This window comes from Campylobacter concisus (assembly GCF_003048535.1).
Lineage (GTDB): Bacteria > Campylobacterota > Campylobacteria > Campylobacterales > Campylobacteraceae > Campylobacter_A > Campylobacter_A concisus_S.
On record NZ_PIRQ01000001.1, the window covers coordinates 260,363 to 278,415 of the forward strand.

Here is an 18,053-nt window from a genome sequence, read left to right on the forward strand (position 1 = left end):
TGAATATGAAAAATTTCTTTTTATTTGTCTTAGCGGTATTTTTTGTTGGATGTGCTAGCAGCACTCCAAACATCTCGGTCAAAACGAGCGAGCCTATATTTTTTACGCTTAATGAAGCAAATAAAAGCGTTTATGTAAATTTTAAAAATAGTGCGACCGGGCAAGATGTAAATACTGAAATTTTAAGCGAGTTTGCAAAGGCTGGCTTTAGAAACGAGCCAAATATCAAAAACGCTGACTTCATCATCCTTGGAGATGTGCAAAGCTTTTCTAGGATAATCAAAAGAGATCCTAGATTTTCGATGGGCATGGGATATGGCTTTGGCAGACCAAGCTTTGGCTTTGGCTACTCGATGTTTTTCCCATTTGGCTATTACGACGATGATGACTTTAGTACAAATAGCTATACTTATCACATGCAAGTAAGCGTGCTAGTGCGTCCAAAAAATGGTGGCGAAAAGGCGACAAATATCTCACTTATGCAAGCTGGCAATGTCTATTCACCAAGCTACATTTGGCCGTTTTTTAAAGAACGCCTAGCAAAACAGATCGTTAGCTTTTTTTATAATGTCTCGCAAAGGTAGGGGCACTAACGAGTGTTATTTAAACTAAGCTCGAATGAAAAGCTAAACTTTAATAAAATTTTTACTTTCTTGGTCGGTAATTTTGAGAAATTTTTAAAGCTCTTATAACATGGATTTAACTAGGTCAAGGCCTAGTTAAATTTTTATTACTCATTATCTATCTCAAAGTCGTAAAATTCGCTTTCATACTCAACATTTCCTATTTTGCTGTATTGTATAAGAGCTGCTTTTATATTATCTATCTGCTGATACATTAGGCCAAGAGCTATTCTATTTTCGATAGCACTAGCATCATTTAGTTTTGTTAGCTCTAAAAGCGCGATTGCGTTTGATACTTTTCCAGCTCCTGTCGCAGCCACAGATGCTAAAAATAATGTGCTAGCGTCATTTACTTTAAACTCATCGATTGCTTGATTATAAAGTTTATAGCTTTCTTCAAAATCGTTTGTAAAGATATCGATGTAGGCCAGAGTTTGGATTAAATTTATATTCTTTGGAGCCTCTTTTAGCTCAGCTCTTAACTTATCACGCTCTCTTGTAAGTAAGCCTGAAATTTGAAGTAGCTTGATGTATTGTTTTTTGATGATGTCAGCGCCGTGATAGAAAGCGTTTGAATCAAGCTGCTTGCCATTAAAGTGAATTTGTATCGCTTTTGCATACTCTTTGACATTTTGCTCTTTGTTTTTCGAGATAAAATTTAAGATATTTGCAATAATATCATTTGGCAAAATTTTTAGTAGTTCATCAGCTTTCTTTGCCATTAGCTCGTCATTGTTTGTTACTTTTGCGATGATGATATCAAAGGCTAAATTTAGCATTGTCTGCTCTTTTGGCTCTTCAAGCCATCTTATCATCGCACTTTGGTTGCCGCTAACCAGGCTTAGAAGCGAGGCATATAAATTTACAGGCTTTAAACTCTTGTCATTTTCTAAATTTTCGCCGATCTCTTCAATGAGTTTTGGGTTTAAATTTCTATTTATATCTAGACAAATCGCCCCAAAAATACCTGCAAGATGGTTATTTACATCCTGGTGATAGCTTGCTATGAAGTGCTTTGCTGCAAGGCTAAAATTTCCAAGCTGAGCGTAGCTTAGGGCGAGGTTGTATTGCAAGATAGAGTGATTTGGATAAGTGCTAGCTAGCTCTTCAAACTCTTTATTTGCTTCCTTTAAGCGGTAGCTTAGTGCTTTTGCAATAGCTTCGCTAAGTTTTGCATTTACTTTTGAAGCAGCTGCACTTTGGCTAAGATAGTCGTTTGCTGCTGATGTATCGTCTAAAAAGACGCTAACGCCACCTTTTCTTATCTGCTCGATACTCTGTTTTGCATCAAAGACCTTGTAAGGTGCGAAGTAAAAAAGGGTCTCATAGCGCCTTGTTCTATCAAAAAACATATCGTCGCTAAAGTATGCCTGAGCTAGGCTGACATCAAAAAGATCAGGCTTTAGTATCGTTTTTATCTTATAAATTTTGCTTGGCAAAGAAGCATTGTAGTCGTAAACATCTTTGATAAATGTAGCTGCGTCGCCGTAGTCAGCAGTTTTTAGATCAATTAGCGCCTCAGTCATCTTGATAAGATCGATATTTGGCGTATTTTTAGAAGCCTTTGTTAAATAATCCCTTGCCTTGTCGTATTTGCCAAGTCTTGCATAGAGCTGTGCTAGCGTGAAGTCGGCCTTAAACGCCTTTTGGCTCTCAAGTTTGGCTATTGCCCTCTCATCATCTCCAAGAAGTGATAAAATTTTTGCACTTAAATAGGCATATTCACTTTTATAATCTGTAGTATTTGGATGAGAAAGTGCTTGAAGCGCCTCGTAATAGTTGCCTTTATAGTAGTTTATAAGCGCGTAGTAATAGCTATAAAGTGGCGAGTTGTTTTCATACTGCAAAAATGAGTCAGCAAGTCCTATATAGTAGTTAAAATTTTTGGTGTTATTTAGCTCAAGCGAGCAAACAGCAGCGTTTATGGCACTAACCGCCGTGTTTTCTCTATCGGTTATAGCTTTGTTAAAAGATACGATCGCCTCATCACATCTTTCTTGTTTCATCTGCGAAACGCCTAGGTTGTAGTTTGAAAGTGACTGGTTATAAACAGCTATATTTTCATAAATTTTTAACGCTTCAAATTTATTGCCACGCTCGTAAAGCTGATTGGCTTTATTTATCATTTCATCGAACTTTGAAGCGCCAAAATTTTGCGTTTGGTAGTTGTTTTCTATATTTTTTACGATACTTGCAGTATCTATGTTCTCTTTTTTGTCTTTCTTTAGCAAGACAACTAGCAAAACCACTATTAAGATGATAAGCACTAGAGCGACCACGCCTGCTATTATAAAGAGCTTTTTATTGCTCTTTTTTACAGGGATTGGCTCTGGGATGCTCTCATCTTGTAGCACGCCTTCACTTGCGATACTCTCAAGCGAGACGATTTCTTCAGGTGCCTCGGCTTTTGCCTCTTCAGGTGCTTCTTGCTCTGCTTGCTCGCCAGGTGGTTTTAAAACTACAACCTCTTCTTCAGCCACTACATATACCTTTTAAGAACTTCTGGAATTTCGATAGTGCCATCTGCTTTTTGATAGTTTTCCATGATGGCAATAAGCGTCCTGCCCACAGCTAGGCTTGAGCCATTTAGCGTATTTACAAGCATATTCTTCTTGCCGTCTTTAAAGCGAATTTTTGCACGCCTTGCTTGAAAATCACGAGTATTGGAAATAGAGCTAATCTCTCTATATTTACCTTGACCAGGCAACCAAACCTCAAGGTCTATCGTCTTTGCCGCGCTAAAACCAAGATCGCCGCTACAAAGAAGCATATGGCGGTGAGGAAGCCCAAGACTAGTTAGTAGATCGCTCGCGCACGCTACCATCTCATTTAGCACGTCTTCGCTTTGATCAGGCTTTGTGATGCTTACCAGTTCGACCTTTTCAAACTGGTGCTGGCGGATCATGCCTCTCGTGTCACGTCCTGCTGAGCCTGCCTCTTGGCGGAAGCATGCTGAGTAGCAAGTCATCTTTATAGGAAGCTGCTCAGCTTCAATGATCGTGTCATTGTATAAATTTGTCACAGGTACTTCGCTAGTTGGGATGAGGTAGAGGTCTTCGTCGCGTACTTTGTAAAGGTCCTCTTCAAATTTAGGCAGCTGGCCAGTACCAAAAAGTGTATTTGAGCTTACTAGATAAGGGACATTTACAAGCTCAAAGCCGCGCGCGCTATTAAAGTCGATCATGTAATTAATAAGCGCTCTACTAAGCCTTGCTCCCATGCCTCTAAGCACGGTAAAGCGAGATCCTGAGAGCTTTGCGCCCCTTTCAAAGTCAAGCCAACCAAGGCTCTCGCCTAACTCCCAGTGCTCTTTTGGTGTAAAGCTAAATTTAGTTGGCTCAAGCACCGTTTTTATGCAGATATTATCGTCCTCGTCCTTACCAAATGGCACATCATCATCGGTGATATTTGGCACGTTAAATGAAATTTGCTCAAGCTTTTCTTCATATTGTTTAACAATCTCATCAGCATCAGAAAGTGCAGCTTTATTTAAATTTAGCTCATTTTTTAGCTCACTTACGTCTTCACCAGCTCTTGCCTTTATGCCAAGCTCTTTACTCTTTGCATTTTGGATCGCTTGGAAATTTTCAAGTGCTTTGCGCTTTTGTTTTAGCTCGTTAAAAGTTTGTAAAAGCTCGTCAAGTAGTCCAGCTTTTACATTTTTTCCCTCAAGTTTTTTTACAAATTCATCGTAATTTGTCTCGAGTAGTTTTAAATTTATCATTCCGTATCCTTAAACCATAAACATAACTTTTGCAAAAAGTACGATAAAAACTGCCGCTGTTAGCGCAAATGGGTGAATGTTGCCAAGTGGGCTAGGACGTTTAAATATAAATTTGCAGCTCAAATTTGTTATAACCGCAGCTACGATTAGCATTGCTAAGAAAAATTTGATCATAAAAATAATTTGTAAATTTGTCTCAAAGTAGCCTCCAGCCTTTGATCCGACCCAGTTACTCATCATTATGCCTCCAGTTAATACCAAAAGCAAGATACAAAGTGGCATTATCTTAATAGCAACTGAACCGATAGCTTGTTTTGCCTTTTGAGCAAGCTCAGGTGGCATTTTTTTACAAGCTGCCTTAAAAATGATTACATCAAAAAAGAGGTAACCAACAAAGATGATTGCACAAAAAAGATGAATTATTTGTGCGTATGGATATAAATTTTGCATATTTTTTCCTTTATTAATAAATTCCGACTGCTTCACGAACTTTTTTTATCGTTGTTTGAGCAACATTGCTTGCCTTTTTGGCTCCTATTTCTAAAATTCCAGATACTTCGTCAGGATTATTTTGATAATGCTCAAATTTCTCTCTCGCATCTTTAAAATAGTCCCAAATAAGCTCATTTAGATAAGCTTTAAAGTGCCCATGACCCTCGCCACCACGCTCATATCTAGCTTGAAGCTCTTTTTGCTCACTTTCGTCCAAGAAAAGTTTGGCGATATTATAGACGTTGCAGTTTTGCCACTGTTTTGGTTCTTCAAGTGGCGTACCATCTGTCACGATGCTAGAAATTTGCTTTTTAAGCGTTTTAGCATCGGCAAAGATGTCGATTGTATTGCCATAGCTTTTGCTCATCTTTTCGCCGTTTGTGCCAGGCACGGTGGCGACATTTTCATCGATCTTCGCCTCAGGCAATGTAAAAATTTCTCCATGCTCGTTGTTAAATTTTATCGCGATATCACGAGCGATCTCTACGTGCTGGATCTGGTCTTTGCCCACGGGTACGATCTGCGCATTATAAAGCAAAATGTCAGCTGCCATCAAAACTGGATAGCTAAAGAGGCCGTGGTGTGAGCTAAGGCCTTTTGCGACCTTGTCTTTATAGCTGTGTGCGCGCTCAAGAAGCCCCATAGGCGTGTGCTGGCTTAGCACCCAGTAAAGCTCAAGCACGTCTTTAACGTCACTTTGTACCCAAAATATACTTTTACTTGGATCAATCCCAAGTGCCAAAAACGCACATGCAGCCTCAAAAGTGTTTTGCTTTAGGGCTTTGGCCTCGCTAAGGCTCGTCATCGCGTGGTAGTTTGCTATAAACATAAACATCTCATTTTGCTCTTGCATATCAACCATCTGCTTTATCGAGGCAAAATAGTTGCCAAGGTGTAGTTTGCCGGAGGGTTGGAGGCCGGTTAATACTCTCATCTTATCCTTTCAAATTTTGGCTTTTTCTCGTGAGCGCTTTTGATAGAGATTTGAAATTTTAAGCTTTCGGCAGACTATGTGTCTAGCCTCGGCATAAAATTTCTACACAACTATCAAAATCATCTCACGATACTTCGCCAAAAATACTTTTTAAATTTTAACGTTAAATTAGAGTTTTAGTATCTAATCTAATCTTAAAATTTAGCTTGGCAGGCTAAATGCCTAGCTTTGATTAAAATTTGACAGCGCAATATTTAAATTTTCCTCAAACACTTCGCTAAAATTTCTAACTACAAAACGTTAAATTTTGCTCAAACATCACAAATTTTAACACCACGCCAGATAACCATCCAGCCTGATCTTGAAATTTATCGTTGCAAGCAGCCCACGCCACTTTGCAACTAAACTTTTAAAAGTATCCTTATCTCTTTTACGATCTGCTTTGGAGTTTTGCCCTCCACTTCAATGATATAATCAGCCTTTTTCTCATAAAGCTTCTCTCGCTCCAGATGAAGTGCCTCGGCTCTTTTTAGATCGCTTAAAAGTGGGCGTTTGGCGAGCTTTTTCTCGCTATTTTTGCTATTTTTTAGTCTTTGCATTATCGCTTCAAAACTAGCTTTTAGGTAGATCACGGTGCCAATTTTCTTTAAATTTTTAACCTTCGCAAAGCCTCCACCTGTTGAGATAATCGCATTTTTAACATTTGTTGCTAGAAATTTAGCCAGATCCTTTTCAAGCTGCCTAAAATGCTCCTCTCCGTACTCTTCAAAGATAGCTTTTATCTTCATATTTTGTGAGCTCTCTAGCAGGTCGTCGCAGTCAAGGTTCATCGTCTTTAGTGCCTTGCTTAGTGCCCTTGCAGTCGTGCCCTTGCCAACGCCCATAAATCCTATCAAAACGATATTATTGTTCTTTGTTTTCATCGCTCTCTCCACGTTTTTTAGGGATTAGCACGATAGGCACGCCAGTTAGGTTAAAACTCTCTCTAAGCTTATTTGTTAAATAGCGTTTGTAGCTAAAGTGTAGGCATTTTGGGCGGTTCATAATAAGCGCTATCATGATCGGCGCAGTTTTAAACTGCACTGCGTAGTAAATTTTCACAACTCTGCCTTTATCTCGTGGCAGTGGATGCGCCTTGGTCGCTTCACCGATCACTTCATTTAGCTTTGAAGTTTGGATTTTTTGGGTGTAGTTTTTATAAATTTCAACTATAAGTGGATAAATTTTATGCACTCTTTTGCCACCAAGTGCCGAAACACTGATGATCGGCGCGTATGCTAAAAATTTAAACCTATCTTTTATCTCTTTGCAAAGCTCGTCAAATTCTTCACTGCTTTTATCCCATTTGTTTAGCACGATGATGACGCCAAGCTCAAATTTCGAGGCGATGCCAGCGATACGCTCATCAAGCTCGGTTAGTGGCTCAGAGCTATCAAGTACGAGTAGAGCTACGTCCGTCTCTTCTAAAATTTTCTCAGTTCTATTTAGTGCGTATCTCTCGATGCCTTCGATCTTGCCACGCTTTCTGATGCCAGCAGTATCTACAAACTCAAAAACCCTGCCATCATGCTCGTAAATTTCATTAACTGGATCAATCGTAGTGCCTGCCACGTCGCTAACGACAGCGCGACTCTCCTTTACAAGAGCGTTTAGAAGCGAGCTTTTGCCGACATTTACGCGGCCTATGATGCCAACTCTTATATTTTTACTCTCATAGTCTATCTCGTCGCTTAGCTCGCCCTCGTCGTTATAGTTTTCTAAAAAATCATCAAAATCTTCGCTCGTATCGGCCTTTATCTGCACTTTGTCCTCTATGTGCTTTACTAGCCACATGCTAAGCTCATCTATGCCTGTGTTGTGGCTTACGGAAATTCCAAAGGAATTTTTCGCGCCAAAGCTTATAAATTCCCACTCCCTTTGTTCGTCTTTTTTACTGTCAATTTTATTGATGACTAGAGCGATTGGTAAATTTAGCTTGCTAAGCTCATAAAAAATGGTTCTATCCTCGTCATCTGGCATCATTTTGCCATCGACCATGTATAAAATGACGTCTGAATTTCTAGCCTCTGCTAAGGTCTTTGCTTTTACATTTTTAAAAAGCTCGCTACTATCATCAAGGCCACCACTGTCGATTAATATGCACTCTTTGCCCTCAACTTCGATCTTGGCTTTGTTCGTATCTCTTGTCGTGCCGCTAACATCGCTTGTTATAGCGATACGACGACCAGCTAAGCGGTTAAAAAGTGAGCTTTTGCCGACATTTGGCTTGCCTACTAATATTACTTTTTGCAAATTTTGTCCTTTTCGTGATGGCTGATTATACAAATTTTTGACTTATATAAAGTATAAAAATTTGCTTAAAAGCGCCAAAATAAAAGAAAAAATCAACCAAAATTTAAGCCACTTTTCATTAAAATGGCTACTTTAATTTTAAAGGTCATGTGATGTTAAAAAGGTTTTATATTTCGCATCTTGGCATTTTTTATATGCTCTTTGCTTGCTTTATGTTTGCTGTTACTGGCGCATTTGCAAAGTATCTTAGCAAAGATATGCCATCTATCGAAGTTGTATTTTTTAGAAATTTAATAGGCCTTTTTATTGTTATTTATGCCATTTATAGATTTCCATTTAAGCAAGCTGGTGGACACTTTTTTTTGTTAATGTTTCGTGGTTTTGTCGGCACGGTCGCACTTTTTGCTTTTTTTTACAATGTCGCTCATGTAAATTTGGCCACAGCTTTTACATTTCAAAAGACAAATCCAATCTTTACAGCCATCCTCGCAGCTTTTATTTTCAAAGAGCGTCTAAGCTCACTTGGCTGGTTTGCTGTATTTTTGGGATTTGGTGGAATTTTGCTTGTCATCCAGCCAAATTTAGGCATAAGCAAGACTGATATTATCGGTGTTTGGAGTGGCCTTGGTGCGGCGATAGCATACACAAGCGTAAAGGAGCTAAACAAGAGTTATGGCACGAACGTTATCGTGCTAAGTTTTATGCTTTGGGGCTCGTTTTTGCCACTTATTTGTATGGGTTTGGCAGAATTTTTCACCTATGAGCCACTTGATTTTTTGTTTTCAAAATTTAGCATACCAAGCTGGTATAACGTTGTTTTTATCTTGCTAATGGGGCTTAGCGGATATTTTTTTCAGTCGTACATGACAAAGGCGTTCGCGGTTGGTAAAAAGGCTGGTGTGATCGCTGCGGTTAGCTACGCAGACGTCATTTTTACGCTTATAATTGGCTATTTTATGGGCGATGCGTTACCAAATCACCTAGCACTTATAGGTATCATACTTGTCGTGGTTAGTGGAATTTTAGTTGTGAAAGAAAAATAAAGGAGAAAAAATGATACTAATAGCAGGGCCTTGCGTCATCGAGAGCGAGCAGCTTGTCTTTGACGTGGCAAAAAGGCTAGTAAAATTTAACGAAGATAAGCGGATAGATTTTTATTTCAAATCAAGCTTTGACAAGGCAAATCGCACGAGTATAAGCTCGTTTCGCGGGCCCGGACTTGAAAAAGGGTGCGAAATTTTAGCTAAGGTAAAAAAAGAATTCGGTTTTAAAATTTTGACCGATATTCACGAGAGCTATCAGGCTAGTCCTGTAGGCGAGGTCGCGGACGTGCTGCAAATACCTGCATTTTTATGCCGCCAGACCGATCTACTCGTGGCTGCGGCTAAGACAAAAGCCGTGGTAAATATCAAAAAAGGGCAGTTTTTGGCAGCGTCTGCGATGAAACACTCGGTTAAAAAAGTGCTAGAAACGCGCGGCGTGAGCGGCGACGGATACGAGGTCGCCAAACAAAACGGCGTGTGGCTAACCGAGCGAGGCAGTACCTTTGGCTACGGGAATTTAGTCGTAGATATGCGAAATTTGGTGCTGATGAGGGAGTTTGCGCCGGTGATTTTCGACGCGACGCATAGCGTACAGATGCCAAGCGCTCTTGGCGAAAAAAGCGGTGGTGACGCGAGATTCGTACCATATTTGGCGCGAGCTGCGGCGGCTGCGGGCGTGGACGGATTTTTTTACGAGACGCACGTAAATCCTTGCGAGGCGCTTTGCGACGGGCCGAATATGCTAAATTTGGACGAGCTAGATGCAAATATCGCTCAAATTTTTAAGATAAAAGACGCTCTTGGCGATGTCGAATAAAGGCTTTTTATACGTGATGATCGGTGCGCTGGCCGAGTGCGGCTGGGCGTATGGGCTAAAGCACGCAAGCGGCGGGTTAGAAAATTTAGCCACAGCAGGGCTGGTTTGCGTGAGCTTTTTTATGTTTATGCTCGCATTTAAATACCTGCCTACGAGCGTCGCATATACCGTATTTGTGGGGCTTGGAGCGTTTTTTATCGTGGTCGCCGAAAGCGTTAGCGAATACACCTCAAACGGCCAGGCGCCCGATCCCTTGCGGCTATTTTTCATAGCGACGCTAGTTGCGGGCGTGCTAGGACTAAAAAGGCTAAAATCTTGATACACGTTTTAGCTCTTTTGGCGGCCGGGTGCTGCGAGGTTTCGGGCGTATTTTTTCTAACCAAATTTCAAAAAAGCGTCGGCGTGAAAAAAGCGGCGAATTTTTTGATTTTAACCGCAAATTTCGCCCTTTCGCTCTGGCTTTTGAGCTACGCGATGCAGGCGATGGCGATGTCGGTAGCATACGCGATCTGGACTGGCATCGGAGCGATCGGAGCCGTGCTGGTTGGTGTGGCATTTAACAACGAAAAAGTAAATTTAGAAAAAGCACTCTTTTTATCGCTCATCATCATTAGCGCGGCGATGTTAAAAATCGTATAAGTGCTAAATTTAGAAGCATAAATATCAAGTTAATCTAGCAAGATAAAAACAGATTTTTAAAATATATAAATTCAAAATTTATTTACTTAATATATTCTAAAAAAATAATATCAAAACTGATTTTAAGAAGTTTTTATATTAAATATTATTTTTTACAAAATATTGATTTTTAAATTCAAAATAAATTTATACAAATAGCAATACACTTTCAAACTAGTTTTAAATTCAAGGAGATTTTATGAGAATTTATAGAATTTTATTTGTATCTAGTATGGCGTCCAGCTTTGTCTTTTCATCCCAAGACGTGCTATTAGAAGGTGTTGTAGTAAGTGCAAGTGGTATCTCAACGAAAAAGACAGAGCTTAGCAAAAGCGAGTTAAAAAAGGGTCAAATTTTCTCCGAGCGAGATCTTGTGCGAAACGAAACTGGCGTAACTGTTACAGAAGGCGGTAGAAGCGGAAATAATGGGTATGCCATACGAGGTGTAGATAGCGATAGGGTTTCTTTAAAAATAGACGGAATGGAAGCCGTTGAGAGTTTTATGCCCCGCTCTTACAATATTTTAGGGATATTAAATGGCAACCGAAACAGCACCGAGCTTGAAAACATAAGCAGTGTAGAATTTGTAAAAGGTGCAAATTCATTAAACAAAGGTAGCGGTGCGATCGGTGGTAGCGTTAGTATGCAGACAAAAAATGTTGATGACTTTGTAAGGGATGGACAAAATGTTGGTTTTTATAGCAAAAGCGCATATGCATCAAAAAATAGTGAATTTAGGCAAGTTGCAGGTGCAGGCGTAAAAGCAGGCGGTATCGAAGCACTGTTTCAGCATACGTATAAGCGTGGTAAACAGACAAAGAATTTTTACAGCGGCAAGTTAGATGATGTGCCATTTTGTGGAATGGGAACCAGTGTGGAGGGTTCATATTTAGCAGAAAAGTACCCAGAACTTTGCTCTTTTGGTAGAATTTTGCCTGATGATGTGAGATTTCGCACGCACTCAAATTTGATGAAATTTGGCTATAGGTTTGACTCACATTTTTTAAATACATCCTATGAAGACTTTAGGCAAAACTATTTTACCGAAGAGAAGAGTAATAGCACCGCAACACTTAATAGAAAGCAAACAAGAGATAGCATCCCTTACAAAAGATATGGAATTTACTATGAGTTTGTGCCAGACCATGATGCTTTACTAAGTAATTTAAAGATAAGCTTTTATAAGCAAAGAGTGCAGCAGAGGTCAAATTTCACAAGATATCATGCAAACTATCCAAACGATATGCAATACAACTCAAGTTTTGATCAAAAAGATAGCTATGAATTTTTTCAAGACAAAAAACAGTTCGATATAAGCGGCATGAGTGGTGACATTAATGCAGGTAAAATTTCTCACATCTTGAGTTTTGGTCTTGGCAGACACATCTCTACCTTTAAAAATAAAAATTTACAACTTAGACAAAGTTTTAATACAAAATGGAGCGGTAGTGGTTTTATTGTGGATCCAGCAAATCCTTTTAAGCCGGTTAAAGCAACGGACGTAACATTTGCTCAGCCAGTAAAAAGCACTCTTGAATATGCTTTTCTAGGTGATGATATGGGCTTAAACGAAGCCTTAAGTATAAATTACGGAGTTAGGCTTGATAGATATGTCTATAAACCAGAGCAAGCAAATATTGCCTCTGGTGCAGGATATAAAATGGTGGCTACGCCATATCTTAAAAATAGCAAATTTAAAGCTATTACTTACAATGCAGGAGCTGAATATAATATAAATAACAATGTGAGCATTAACTATGCGTTTAGTACTGGTTTTCGTGCACCAAGAGTCGAGGAGATGTATTTTGATACGCCTAGGGATAGTACAAGATATGTTAGAAATTTAGAGTTAAAACCAGAAAAAGCCTTTAATCATGAGGTAAGTTTATTGTCATCAGGTCAGAGTTATGCATTTGCTCTTAGTGCTTTTTATTCTAAATATAGAGATTTTATTGATACTGATTATGATGTTGGTATTGATGAGATAGAAGAACTTGATTTTGATACATGGGAGCTTGTAAAAAAATACATCAAAAAAAGTCTCGATTTTAAACATGTAAATGTCGGTAGAGCTACCGTCAAAGGCTTGGAGCTAAATTCACGTGTAAATGGGAATGCACTAAATTTAAGTGAAAATTTATATGCAAGCTTAAAGGCGACTTATGCGCGTGGCAAAAAAAATGATGGGACTTCACTTATGGCTATTCAGCCGTTTACTGCAGTAGCTGGACTTGGGTATAGTGATAATAAATTTGATCTCTTATTAACTAGCAAATTTGTAGCAGCTAAAAAAGCAAAAGATGCGGTTTCAAAAATACCACCAAATTTTTCTCAGATAATCGTTGATAGAGATACAGGCAAAGTGACTGGTACAACTCAGCCAGAAGCGCATAAATTCCTAAGTAAAAGCTATTTTGTCTTTGACTTAACTATGGGTTATAAGATCAGTAAAAATTTCAGCATCAATGCAGGAGTGTTTAATATTTTTAACAAAGAGTATTCTACTTGGGAAAATTTAAGACAGCTTAGATATAACGGTAACCAAAGCTATGTTAAATTTGATGGTACCGGACTTGAGCGGTATACTGCTCCTGGTAGAAATTTTAGCGTTTCTTTTGAGATTAGATATTAGCTTTAGTTTAAATAAGATTTTGATAAACTACGCAAAAATCTAAGGAGAAATTAATGAAAATAATCGAAGGAAATTTAGCTCTAAAAGGTGGCGAGAAGGTCGCTATAGTGGGCGCGAGGTTTAATCATATCATCACCGATAGGCTGGTCGAAGGCGCTAGGGACGCGTTTTTGCGTCACGGCGGGGATGAGGCGAATTTGAGCCTCATTTTGGTGCCTGGCGCATTTGAGATACCGATGGCGCTAGAAAAGGCGCTAGCAAGCGGTAAATTTGACGCAGTTTGCTGCGTGGGAGCGGTTATCCGCGGCTCTACGCCTCATTTTGACTACGTTAGCGCCGAGACCACCAAAGGCATCGCAAACGTCACGCTAAAATACGGCAAGCCTGTGACCTTTGGCGTGCTAACGGTAGATAGCATCGAGCAAGCCATCGAGCGAGCGGGCTCAAAGGCCGGAAATAAGGGCTTTGAAGCGATGACGGGCGTGATCGAGATGCTAAGCTTATATAAAAATTTGGAGGCGTGAAATGGCGACTCGTCATCAGGTTAGGCAGGCCGTCGTTTCGCTGCTCTACTCAAATGAGATAAATCCGGTAACTGCTGCATTTGAAGAGGAATTTCTGGAAGAGAAAAAGATAAGAAACGAGCGAAAAAGTGAGGCACAACAGACTTTTAAAGAGGTGCTCGCAAATAAAGAAAAACTAGATGAAATTTTAAAGCCATATCTAAAAGACGGCGATTTTAGCAAAGTTGGCGCGACTGAGCTTGCCATTCTTAGACTAGGACTTTATGAGATGAAATTTAGTCAAACAGATAAGGCTGTTATCATAAACGAAGCGATCGAGCTTGCGAAAGAACTTGGAAGTGATCAGGCACCAAAATTTATAAACGGTGTACTTGATAAGCTAAAGGGTGATCTGTGAGGCTCTGTGTCGCACTTGATATGGCTAGTCGCGAAGAGAATTTAGCCCTTGTTCGCGAGCTAAAGGGGCTTGATCTTTGGCTAAAAGTAGGGCTTAGAAGCTATCTTAGGGATGGGGCAAAATTTATAGAAGAGCTAAAAGGGATTGAAGGTTTTAAAATTTTCCTCGATCTAAAACTTTATGACATACCAAATACGATGGCAGATGCTGCTGAAGTAGTCTCAAAAATCGGCGTAGATATGGTAAATGTGCATGCTAGCGCTGGTGAGCGCGCGATGAAGACAGTTATGGATAGGCTAGCTGGTCTTGGGAACCGTCCTTTGGTGCTCGCAGTATCGGCACTGACTAGCTTTAACGAGAGTGAATTTGAGATGGTTTATAACGATACGCTTGCTCGCTCGGTTAGAAAATTTAGCCAGATGAGTTTTAAATCAGGGCTTGATGGAATGGTCTGTTCCGTTTTTGAAAGCAAGCTCATCAAAGATGTTACAAATGAGAAATTTATCACTCTTTGCCCTGGTGTTAGGCCTTTTGGCGAGAGCGCTGGAGATCAAAAAAGAGTAGCAAACTTAGTGAGTGCAAAGCAAGAAGGTAGCGACTTTATCGTTGTTGGCAGGCCGATTTACGAAAATGCAAGTCCAAGAGAAATTTGTGAACGAATTTTGGAGCAAATTTAATATTTGAGCTTGTGTGAAGTGGTTTTTAACTAAGCTTTTTTACAAAATGTTGCGTGAAGATGACATCAAAGCGAAGTGAGGAACTAAATTTGAGTGATTTTAAGAAAATCCTCTTGTTGGCTGAGCGGCTAAAGCGTATCTACTAGCACTTGGTTAAGGATATCGTTTTACTAAATGGCGCGGATCCGGACGAGATGTTCGAGTGCACAAAGGCGTTTGGTCGCGGTAGCGATAGGCGTTTTTATATGTTTTATCGTATGATTTGCTACTACGCCAATACGCCGCACCTAGACAAAGCCAAGCTAAAATGGTAGCTTTGGAAGGATTAAATTTGCAAATTTTTATTTTTAGATTTTCTATCTGAGGTCTGCAATTGTGAAATGTAAATTTAAGCAAGATATCAGCGGCCTTCAATTATAATGCGATTTCTTTTTATGGACAGATGGGTGAGTGGCTGAAACCACACCCCTGCTAAGGGTGCAGCTCTTAATCGGGGCTCGAGGGTTCAAATCCCTCTCTGTCCGCCACTACTTATAAACAATCACAAACTTTTACCAACTTTTGCAAACATTGAGCCACGATTTTAACGTTATTTTAAAGCCTTTATACATAAAATTACAAACAATTATAAACAATGGCAAACTATTATTATCACAACTTTTTAGCTGACTTTTAGCTGATCACATCCAAAAAAGTAGCTAAAAATATAATAATAGTCAGCCAAAAGGACAGCTAAAATGCCTAAGCTTTCACGCCAGTTAACCATCACACAGTTTAAAAATCTAAAAGCCAAAGAGAGGCCATATTTTGTCAGCGATGGCGATAACCTTCTAATTAAAATAATGCCAAGCGGCATAAAGTTTTTTATATATGAGTTTCGAGAAAATAACAAGCGTCACCGCTTAACGCTAGGCAAATATGATGAGATGAGCCTAAGCGAAGCAAGAGATAAGAGAGGCGAGCTAAGATCAAAACTAAGCCAAGGTGAAAGCCTGGTGCAAACAGCAGAAAAAACAAAATTTAGGGCAGTATTTGAAGCGTGGTATAAAACAAAAAGTAAGTTGAGCGAAAAACAGCAGTTTTGGATAAAAAGGCGGTTTGAAACGTTATTTTTGCCTAAATTTGGCGAGATAAACATAAAAGATATTAGCAGAAAAGATATTATAAACGCGCTTGCACCACTTCTTGGCGATGACAAGCAAGAAACTACACGAAAAACGCTAGGGATACTAAATAGCTTCTATAAATTTGCTCTTTTACATGAGTATGTCGAGCATAATATTATTTCAGATATTGATAAAAGCGCGCTAATCGGCAAAAAAGATGTAAAACATTTTGCATACTTAAAAAATGATGATGAGATAAGAGCCGTATTAATGGCAATAAAAGATTATTTTGGAGATATAAGAGTAAAAACGTGTGCGATATTTCAACTATATACCGCAGTAAGAGGGCAAAATGCTAGAAATGCTAAGTGGTCGCAGATAGATTTTGAAAATTGCCTTTGGCATATCCCAGCAAGCGAGATGAAAACGGCAAAGCCTCACGAAGTGTTTTTGTCAAAAAGTGTTATAAATTTATTAAAAACATATCGTGAGCGCCTGCCATTAAAAAGTGAGTTAATTTTTCCGTCCGTAAAATCAAATGTGCGCCCTATTAGTGATAATACTATCCGCTCAATGCTTAGAAGTCTAGGCTTTAATAATGAAATGGTAACTCCACACGGCTTTAGAGCCACGTTTAGCACGATCGCCAACGAAAACATAGATAAACACGGCTGTAATAGCGACGTTATTGAGCTTTGCCTCGCTCATGTTGAGAGCAATAAGGTCAAAGAAGCATACAACCACGCTAAAAATTTAAAAGCAAGAGCTAGGCTTATGCAATGGTGGAGTGATTATTTAGATAGTTTGGGCGGCTTTGCCTGATTTGTAGGCAGAAATAGAGTTTTGGGAATAATAAATTATCTTAGAGTTGATCTTGCTTGCTGTGATCTTGCCTGCTAGCACTAATCGCCTTAGACTGATAGGCGATGTTAGCCCTAACTCTTTCAAGGCTTCATCGCGCGTAATAAATGTATCGCTCATTTTTTATCCTTTATATAATCTTTCAAATCTCGCAGAACGTGCCGTAAATAGCGGACGTCGCATTTGAATAAAAGAGCTTGTATTTGCTCGACTAGCTTTGTTTTTTCATTGTGCGCCTCGCAAAACGCCTCTAGGTTTGCAAGGGCGGTTAAATGCCTCTCTTTTTCTGGGCTACTCATTTGTTCTTTCTCCTCACTTTTTCTAAGCTAGGCTTACTTCTCCAAACTCACCACTCCATACCATCATACTCCTCTCGCTCTAGCCAGTCAGGGGTATCTTTAAAGGTTATAAAGCCTCTCCAGTTTTGTGTGCCATAGCCGCTATCATAGATAAGCTCGTCTCTTGTTATCTCACCCCATAGGATTTTGCCACTACCCTTATACACTGGGTCTTCTGATATACTCCAGTCTTTTGTGTATGTTAGGAAATACTCATCTACCTCGTGGTCTCCTATGAGCTTTAGTGTCTCTTGTTTAAAGTTAGTCATTTAATAACTCCTTGTTCTCGTAAATATTGCCTACTACAACCCAATCACCAAGTTCATTTAGAAAAAATTCTAGTACTTCTCGTTTTTTATCAATAGGTCTAACTGCAAAACTTCCTATGTCAAAAAATATTTCACCCATTTCACCATATCGTGGATTTGGTAATTCTTCACTACGAGGAGCCTGCGGATAAAATCTGACTATATACCCCTCATAAATTTTTTTGCCGTTTTGGTCTTTTAAGCCAGTGTATTGCATAAGTTCGACATCTCTTATTGGGGCTTCTATTTCGCCAAAACTACCAAAGCCCGCTAAAATGACGTATCCGCCTGAAAAACTTATCTCAAGGACCTCTCTCAAGATTTTCTTTTCCTTGTGCCACGCCATAAATTTAATCTCTCTCATTTACTATCCTTTAATTTTTTGTATGCTTCAAGTAGCCTTTCTCGCTCGTCTTGTTTGAGGTAAAAGTAATCGTAAAGCGAAAAATTTATCCAAGTTGGCTGGATGTCAAATTTTAAAAGTAATTTATTGAGACGCTGCAGATTTTTGTAGTCGTCTTTTTTAAATTCCCAATTGTGGCTCAAAAACCACTCTAAAAGCTCCATTAGTTTTTCTTTGTCTGTTTTTTGCCAAAACACTATCAAT

22 protein-coding genes and 1 tRNA gene are annotated in these 18,053 nt (G+C 39.3%); 12 read left to right on the plus strand and 11 right to left on the minus strand.

Features of this window, described 5'->3' with window-relative positions; translation table 11 throughout:
- Positions 1-5 precede the first annotated feature (5 nt).
- Positions 6-584 carry a hypothetical protein gene (locus tag CVS93_RS01350; RefSeq protein ID WP_107686262.1) on the plus strand — a complete coding sequence of 193 codons (579 nt, stop codon included), beginning with the start codon at positions 6-8 and terminating at the stop codon, positions 582-584.
- 146 nt (positions 585-730) lie between these two features.
- Here the strand turns inward: CVS93_RS01350 and CVS93_RS01355 are convergent, their stop codons facing one another.
- The 6 genes from CVS93_RS01355 to der form a co-directional block, all read right to left on the minus strand.
- Entirely contained in the window at positions 731-3,103 is a 2,373-nt protein-coding gene (locus tag CVS93_RS01355; protein ID WP_107686263.1) for a tetratricopeptide repeat protein, read from the minus strand.
- On the minus strand, positions 3,103-4,347 hold the full coding sequence (serS, locus tag CVS93_RS01360) for a serine--tRNA ligase (protein ID WP_107686264.1): 1,245 nt from the start codon (positions 4,345-4,347) through the stop codon (positions 3,103-3,105). The genes CVS93_RS01355 and serS overlap by 1 nt, the downstream gene beginning before the upstream one ends.
- Positions 4,348-4,356: 9 nt before the next feature.
- On the minus strand, positions 4,357-4,797 hold the full coding sequence (locus CVS93_RS01365) for a copper resistance protein CopD (RefSeq protein ID WP_107686265.1): 441 nt from the start codon (positions 4,795-4,797) through the stop codon (positions 4,357-4,359).
- A 13-nt stretch (positions 4,798-4,810) separates the two neighbouring features.
- The gene (trpS, locus tag CVS93_RS01370; protein ID WP_107686266.1) at positions 4,811-5,773 is read right to left on the minus strand and encodes a tryptophan--tRNA ligase; all 963 of its coding nucleotides are present in this window, start codon (positions 5,771-5,773) and stop codon (positions 4,811-4,813) included.
- A gap of 401 nt (positions 5,774-6,174) precedes the next feature.
- Positions 6,175-6,696 (minus strand): shikimate kinase, encoded by a 522-nt coding sequence (locus tag CVS93_RS01375; RefSeq protein ID WP_107686267.1) that lies wholly within the window; start codon positions 6,694-6,696, stop codon positions 6,175-6,177.
- A complete protein-coding gene (der, locus tag CVS93_RS01380) occupies positions 6,677-8,065 on the minus strand; it encodes a ribosome biogenesis GTPase Der (protein WP_107686268.1) in 1,389 nt (462 codons plus the stop codon). Before der ends, CVS93_RS01375 begins: the two co-directional genes overlap by 20 nt.
- Positions 8,066-8,217: 152 nt before the next feature.
- Between der and CVS93_RS01385 the strand changes: the two genes are divergently transcribed.
- The 11 genes from CVS93_RS01385 (at position 8,218) to CVS93_RS01435 (ending at position 16,761) form a co-directional block, all read left to right on the plus strand.
- Entirely contained in the window at positions 8,218-9,108 is an 891-nt protein-coding gene (locus CVS93_RS01385; RefSeq protein WP_103583347.1) for a DMT family transporter, read from the plus strand.
- A 10-nt stretch (positions 9,109-9,118) separates the two neighbouring features.
- The gene (gene kdsA, locus CVS93_RS01390; protein ID WP_107686269.1) at positions 9,119-9,925 is read left to right on the plus strand and encodes a 3-deoxy-8-phosphooctulonate synthase; all 807 of its coding nucleotides are present in this window, start codon (positions 9,119-9,121) and stop codon (positions 9,923-9,925) included.
- Positions 9,915-10,244, plus strand: a complete 330-nt coding sequence (locus CVS93_RS01395) for a DMT family transporter (RefSeq protein ID WP_107686270.1) — start codon at positions 9,915-9,917, stop codon at positions 10,242-10,244. Before kdsA ends, CVS93_RS01395 begins: the two co-directional genes overlap by 11 nt.
- Entirely contained in the window at positions 10,241-10,564 is a 324-nt protein-coding gene (locus CVS93_RS01400) for a DMT family transporter (RefSeq protein WP_107686271.1), read from the plus strand. Before CVS93_RS01395 ends, CVS93_RS01400 begins: the two co-directional genes overlap by 4 nt.
- 238 nt (positions 10,565-10,802) lie before the next feature.
- Entirely contained in the window at positions 10,803-13,235 is a 2,433-nt protein-coding gene (locus CVS93_RS01405) for a TonB-dependent hemoglobin/transferrin/lactoferrin family receptor (RefSeq protein WP_107686272.1), read from the plus strand.
- Between the two features lie 53 nt (positions 13,236-13,288).
- Positions 13,289-13,759: a 6,7-dimethyl-8-ribityllumazine synthase gene (gene ribH / locus CVS93_RS01410; protein ID WP_021090940.1), complete on the plus strand. Its 471-nt coding sequence runs from the start codon at positions 13,289-13,291 to the stop codon at positions 13,757-13,759.
- Between the two features lies 1 nt (position 13,760).
- Positions 13,761-14,156 carry a transcription antitermination factor NusB gene (nusB, locus tag CVS93_RS01415; RefSeq protein WP_021090843.1) on the plus strand — a complete coding sequence of 132 codons (396 nt, stop codon included), beginning with the start codon at positions 13,761-13,763 and terminating at the stop codon, positions 14,154-14,156.
- Positions 14,153-14,833, plus strand: coding sequence for an orotidine-5'-phosphate decarboxylase (gene pyrF / locus CVS93_RS01420; protein ID WP_107686273.1), 681 nt, complete (start codon positions 14,153-14,155; stop codon positions 14,831-14,833). Before nusB ends, pyrF begins: the two co-directional genes overlap by 4 nt.
- Before the next feature lie 149 nt (positions 14,834-14,982).
- Complete coding sequence (locus CVS93_RS01425; RefSeq protein ID WP_234399734.1) at positions 14,983-15,147, plus strand: hypothetical protein; 165 nt, start codon at positions 14,983-14,985, stop codon at positions 15,145-15,147.
- Positions 15,148-15,269: 122 nt separating this feature from the next.
- A tRNA-Ser gene (locus tag CVS93_RS01430) sits at positions 15,270-15,360 on the plus strand.
- Positions 15,361-15,570: 210 nt separating this feature from the next.
- Positions 15,571-16,761 carry a tyrosine-type recombinase/integrase gene (locus tag CVS93_RS01435; protein ID WP_107686274.1) on the plus strand — a complete coding sequence of 397 codons (1,191 nt, stop codon included), beginning with the start codon at positions 15,571-15,573 and terminating at the stop codon, positions 16,759-16,761.
- Here CVS93_RS01435 and CVS93_RS01440 read toward each other — a convergent pair.
- The 5 genes from CVS93_RS01440 to CVS93_RS01460 are packed head-to-tail and all read right to left on the minus strand — an operon-like array spanning position 16,735 to position 18,046.
- Positions 16,735-16,920 (minus strand): hypothetical protein, encoded by a 186-nt coding sequence (locus tag CVS93_RS01440; RefSeq protein ID WP_107686275.1) that lies wholly within the window; start codon positions 16,918-16,920, stop codon positions 16,735-16,737. The genes CVS93_RS01435 and CVS93_RS01440 overlap by 27 nt on opposite strands.
- Positions 16,917-17,099: a hypothetical protein gene (locus CVS93_RS01445; protein ID WP_107686276.1), complete on the minus strand. Its 183-nt coding sequence runs from the start codon at positions 17,097-17,099 to the stop codon at positions 16,917-16,919. The genes CVS93_RS01440 and CVS93_RS01445 overlap by 4 nt, the downstream gene beginning before the upstream one ends.
- Positions 17,100-17,146: 47 nt before the next feature.
- Positions 17,147-17,407, minus strand: a complete 261-nt coding sequence (locus CVS93_RS01450; protein ID WP_107686277.1) for a hypothetical protein — start codon at positions 17,405-17,407, stop codon at positions 17,147-17,149.
- The gene (locus CVS93_RS01455) at positions 17,400-17,810 is read right to left on the minus strand and encodes a YopX family protein (protein WP_107686278.1); all 411 of its coding nucleotides are present in this window, start codon (positions 17,808-17,810) and stop codon (positions 17,400-17,402) included. Before CVS93_RS01455 ends, CVS93_RS01450 begins: the two co-directional genes overlap by 8 nt.
- Positions 17,807-18,046 carry a hypothetical protein gene (locus CVS93_RS01460; protein ID WP_107686279.1) on the minus strand — a complete coding sequence of 80 codons (240 nt, stop codon included), beginning with the start codon at positions 18,044-18,046 and terminating at the stop codon, positions 17,807-17,809. Before CVS93_RS01460 ends, CVS93_RS01455 begins: the two co-directional genes overlap by 4 nt.
- Positions 18,047-18,053: the final 7 nt, after the last annotated feature.

What these genes read in the sequence shown, in the direction of transcription:
- CVS93_RS01350 (WP_107686262.1), top strand. Translation starts at nt 6, where the DNA reads ATGAAAAATTTCTTTTTATTTGTCTTAGCGGTATTTTTTGTTGGATGT.
- serS (WP_107686264.1), bottom strand. Translation starts at nt 4,347, where the DNA reads ATGATAAATTTAAAACTACTCGAGACAAATTACGATGAATTTGTAAAA.
- CVS93_RS01365 (WP_107686265.1), bottom strand. Translation starts at nt 4,797, where the DNA reads ATGCAAAATTTATATCCATACGCACAAATAATTCATCTTTTTTGTGCA.
- trpS (WP_107686266.1), bottom strand. Translation starts at nt 5,773, where the DNA reads ATGAGAGTATTAACCGGCCTCCAACCCTCCGGCAAACTACACCTTGGC.
- CVS93_RS01375 (WP_107686267.1), bottom strand. Translation starts at nt 6,696, where the DNA reads ATGAAAACAAAGAACAATAATATCGTTTTGATAGGATTTATGGGCGTT.
- CVS93_RS01385 (WP_103583347.1), top strand. Translation starts at nt 8,218, where the DNA reads ATGTTAAAAAGGTTTTATATTTCGCATCTTGGCATTTTTTATATGCTC.
- kdsA (WP_107686269.1), top strand. Translation starts at nt 9,119, where the DNA reads ATGATACTAATAGCAGGGCCTTGCGTCATCGAGAGCGAGCAGCTTGTC.
- CVS93_RS01395 (WP_107686270.1), top strand. Translation starts at nt 9,915, where the DNA reads ATGTCGAATAAAGGCTTTTTATACGTGATGATCGGTGCGCTGGCCGAG.
- CVS93_RS01405 (WP_107686272.1), top strand. Translation starts at nt 10,803, where the DNA reads ATGAGAATTTATAGAATTTTATTTGTATCTAGTATGGCGTCCAGCTTT.
- ribH (WP_021090940.1), top strand. Translation starts at nt 13,289, where the DNA reads ATGAAAATAATCGAAGGAAATTTAGCTCTAAAAGGTGGCGAGAAGGTC.
- nusB (WP_021090843.1), top strand. Translation starts at nt 13,761, where the DNA reads ATGGCGACTCGTCATCAGGTTAGGCAGGCCGTCGTTTCGCTGCTCTAC.
- CVS93_RS01435 (WP_107686274.1), top strand. Translation starts at nt 15,571, where the DNA reads ATGCCTAAGCTTTCACGCCAGTTAACCATCACACAGTTTAAAAATCTA.
- CVS93_RS01440 (WP_107686275.1), bottom strand. Translation starts at nt 16,920, where the DNA reads ATGAGCGATACATTTATTACGCGCGATGAAGCCTTGAAAGAGTTAGGG.
- CVS93_RS01445 (WP_107686276.1), bottom strand. Translation starts at nt 17,099, where the DNA reads ATGAGTAGCCCAGAAAAAGAGAGGCATTTAACCGCCCTTGCAAACCTA.
- CVS93_RS01450 (WP_107686277.1), bottom strand. Translation starts at nt 17,407, where the DNA reads ATGACTAACTTTAAACAAGAGACACTAAAGCTCATAGGAGACCACGAG.
- CVS93_RS01455 (WP_107686278.1), bottom strand. Translation starts at nt 17,810, where the DNA reads ATGAGAGAGATTAAATTTATGGCGTGGCACAAGGAAAAGAAAATCTTG.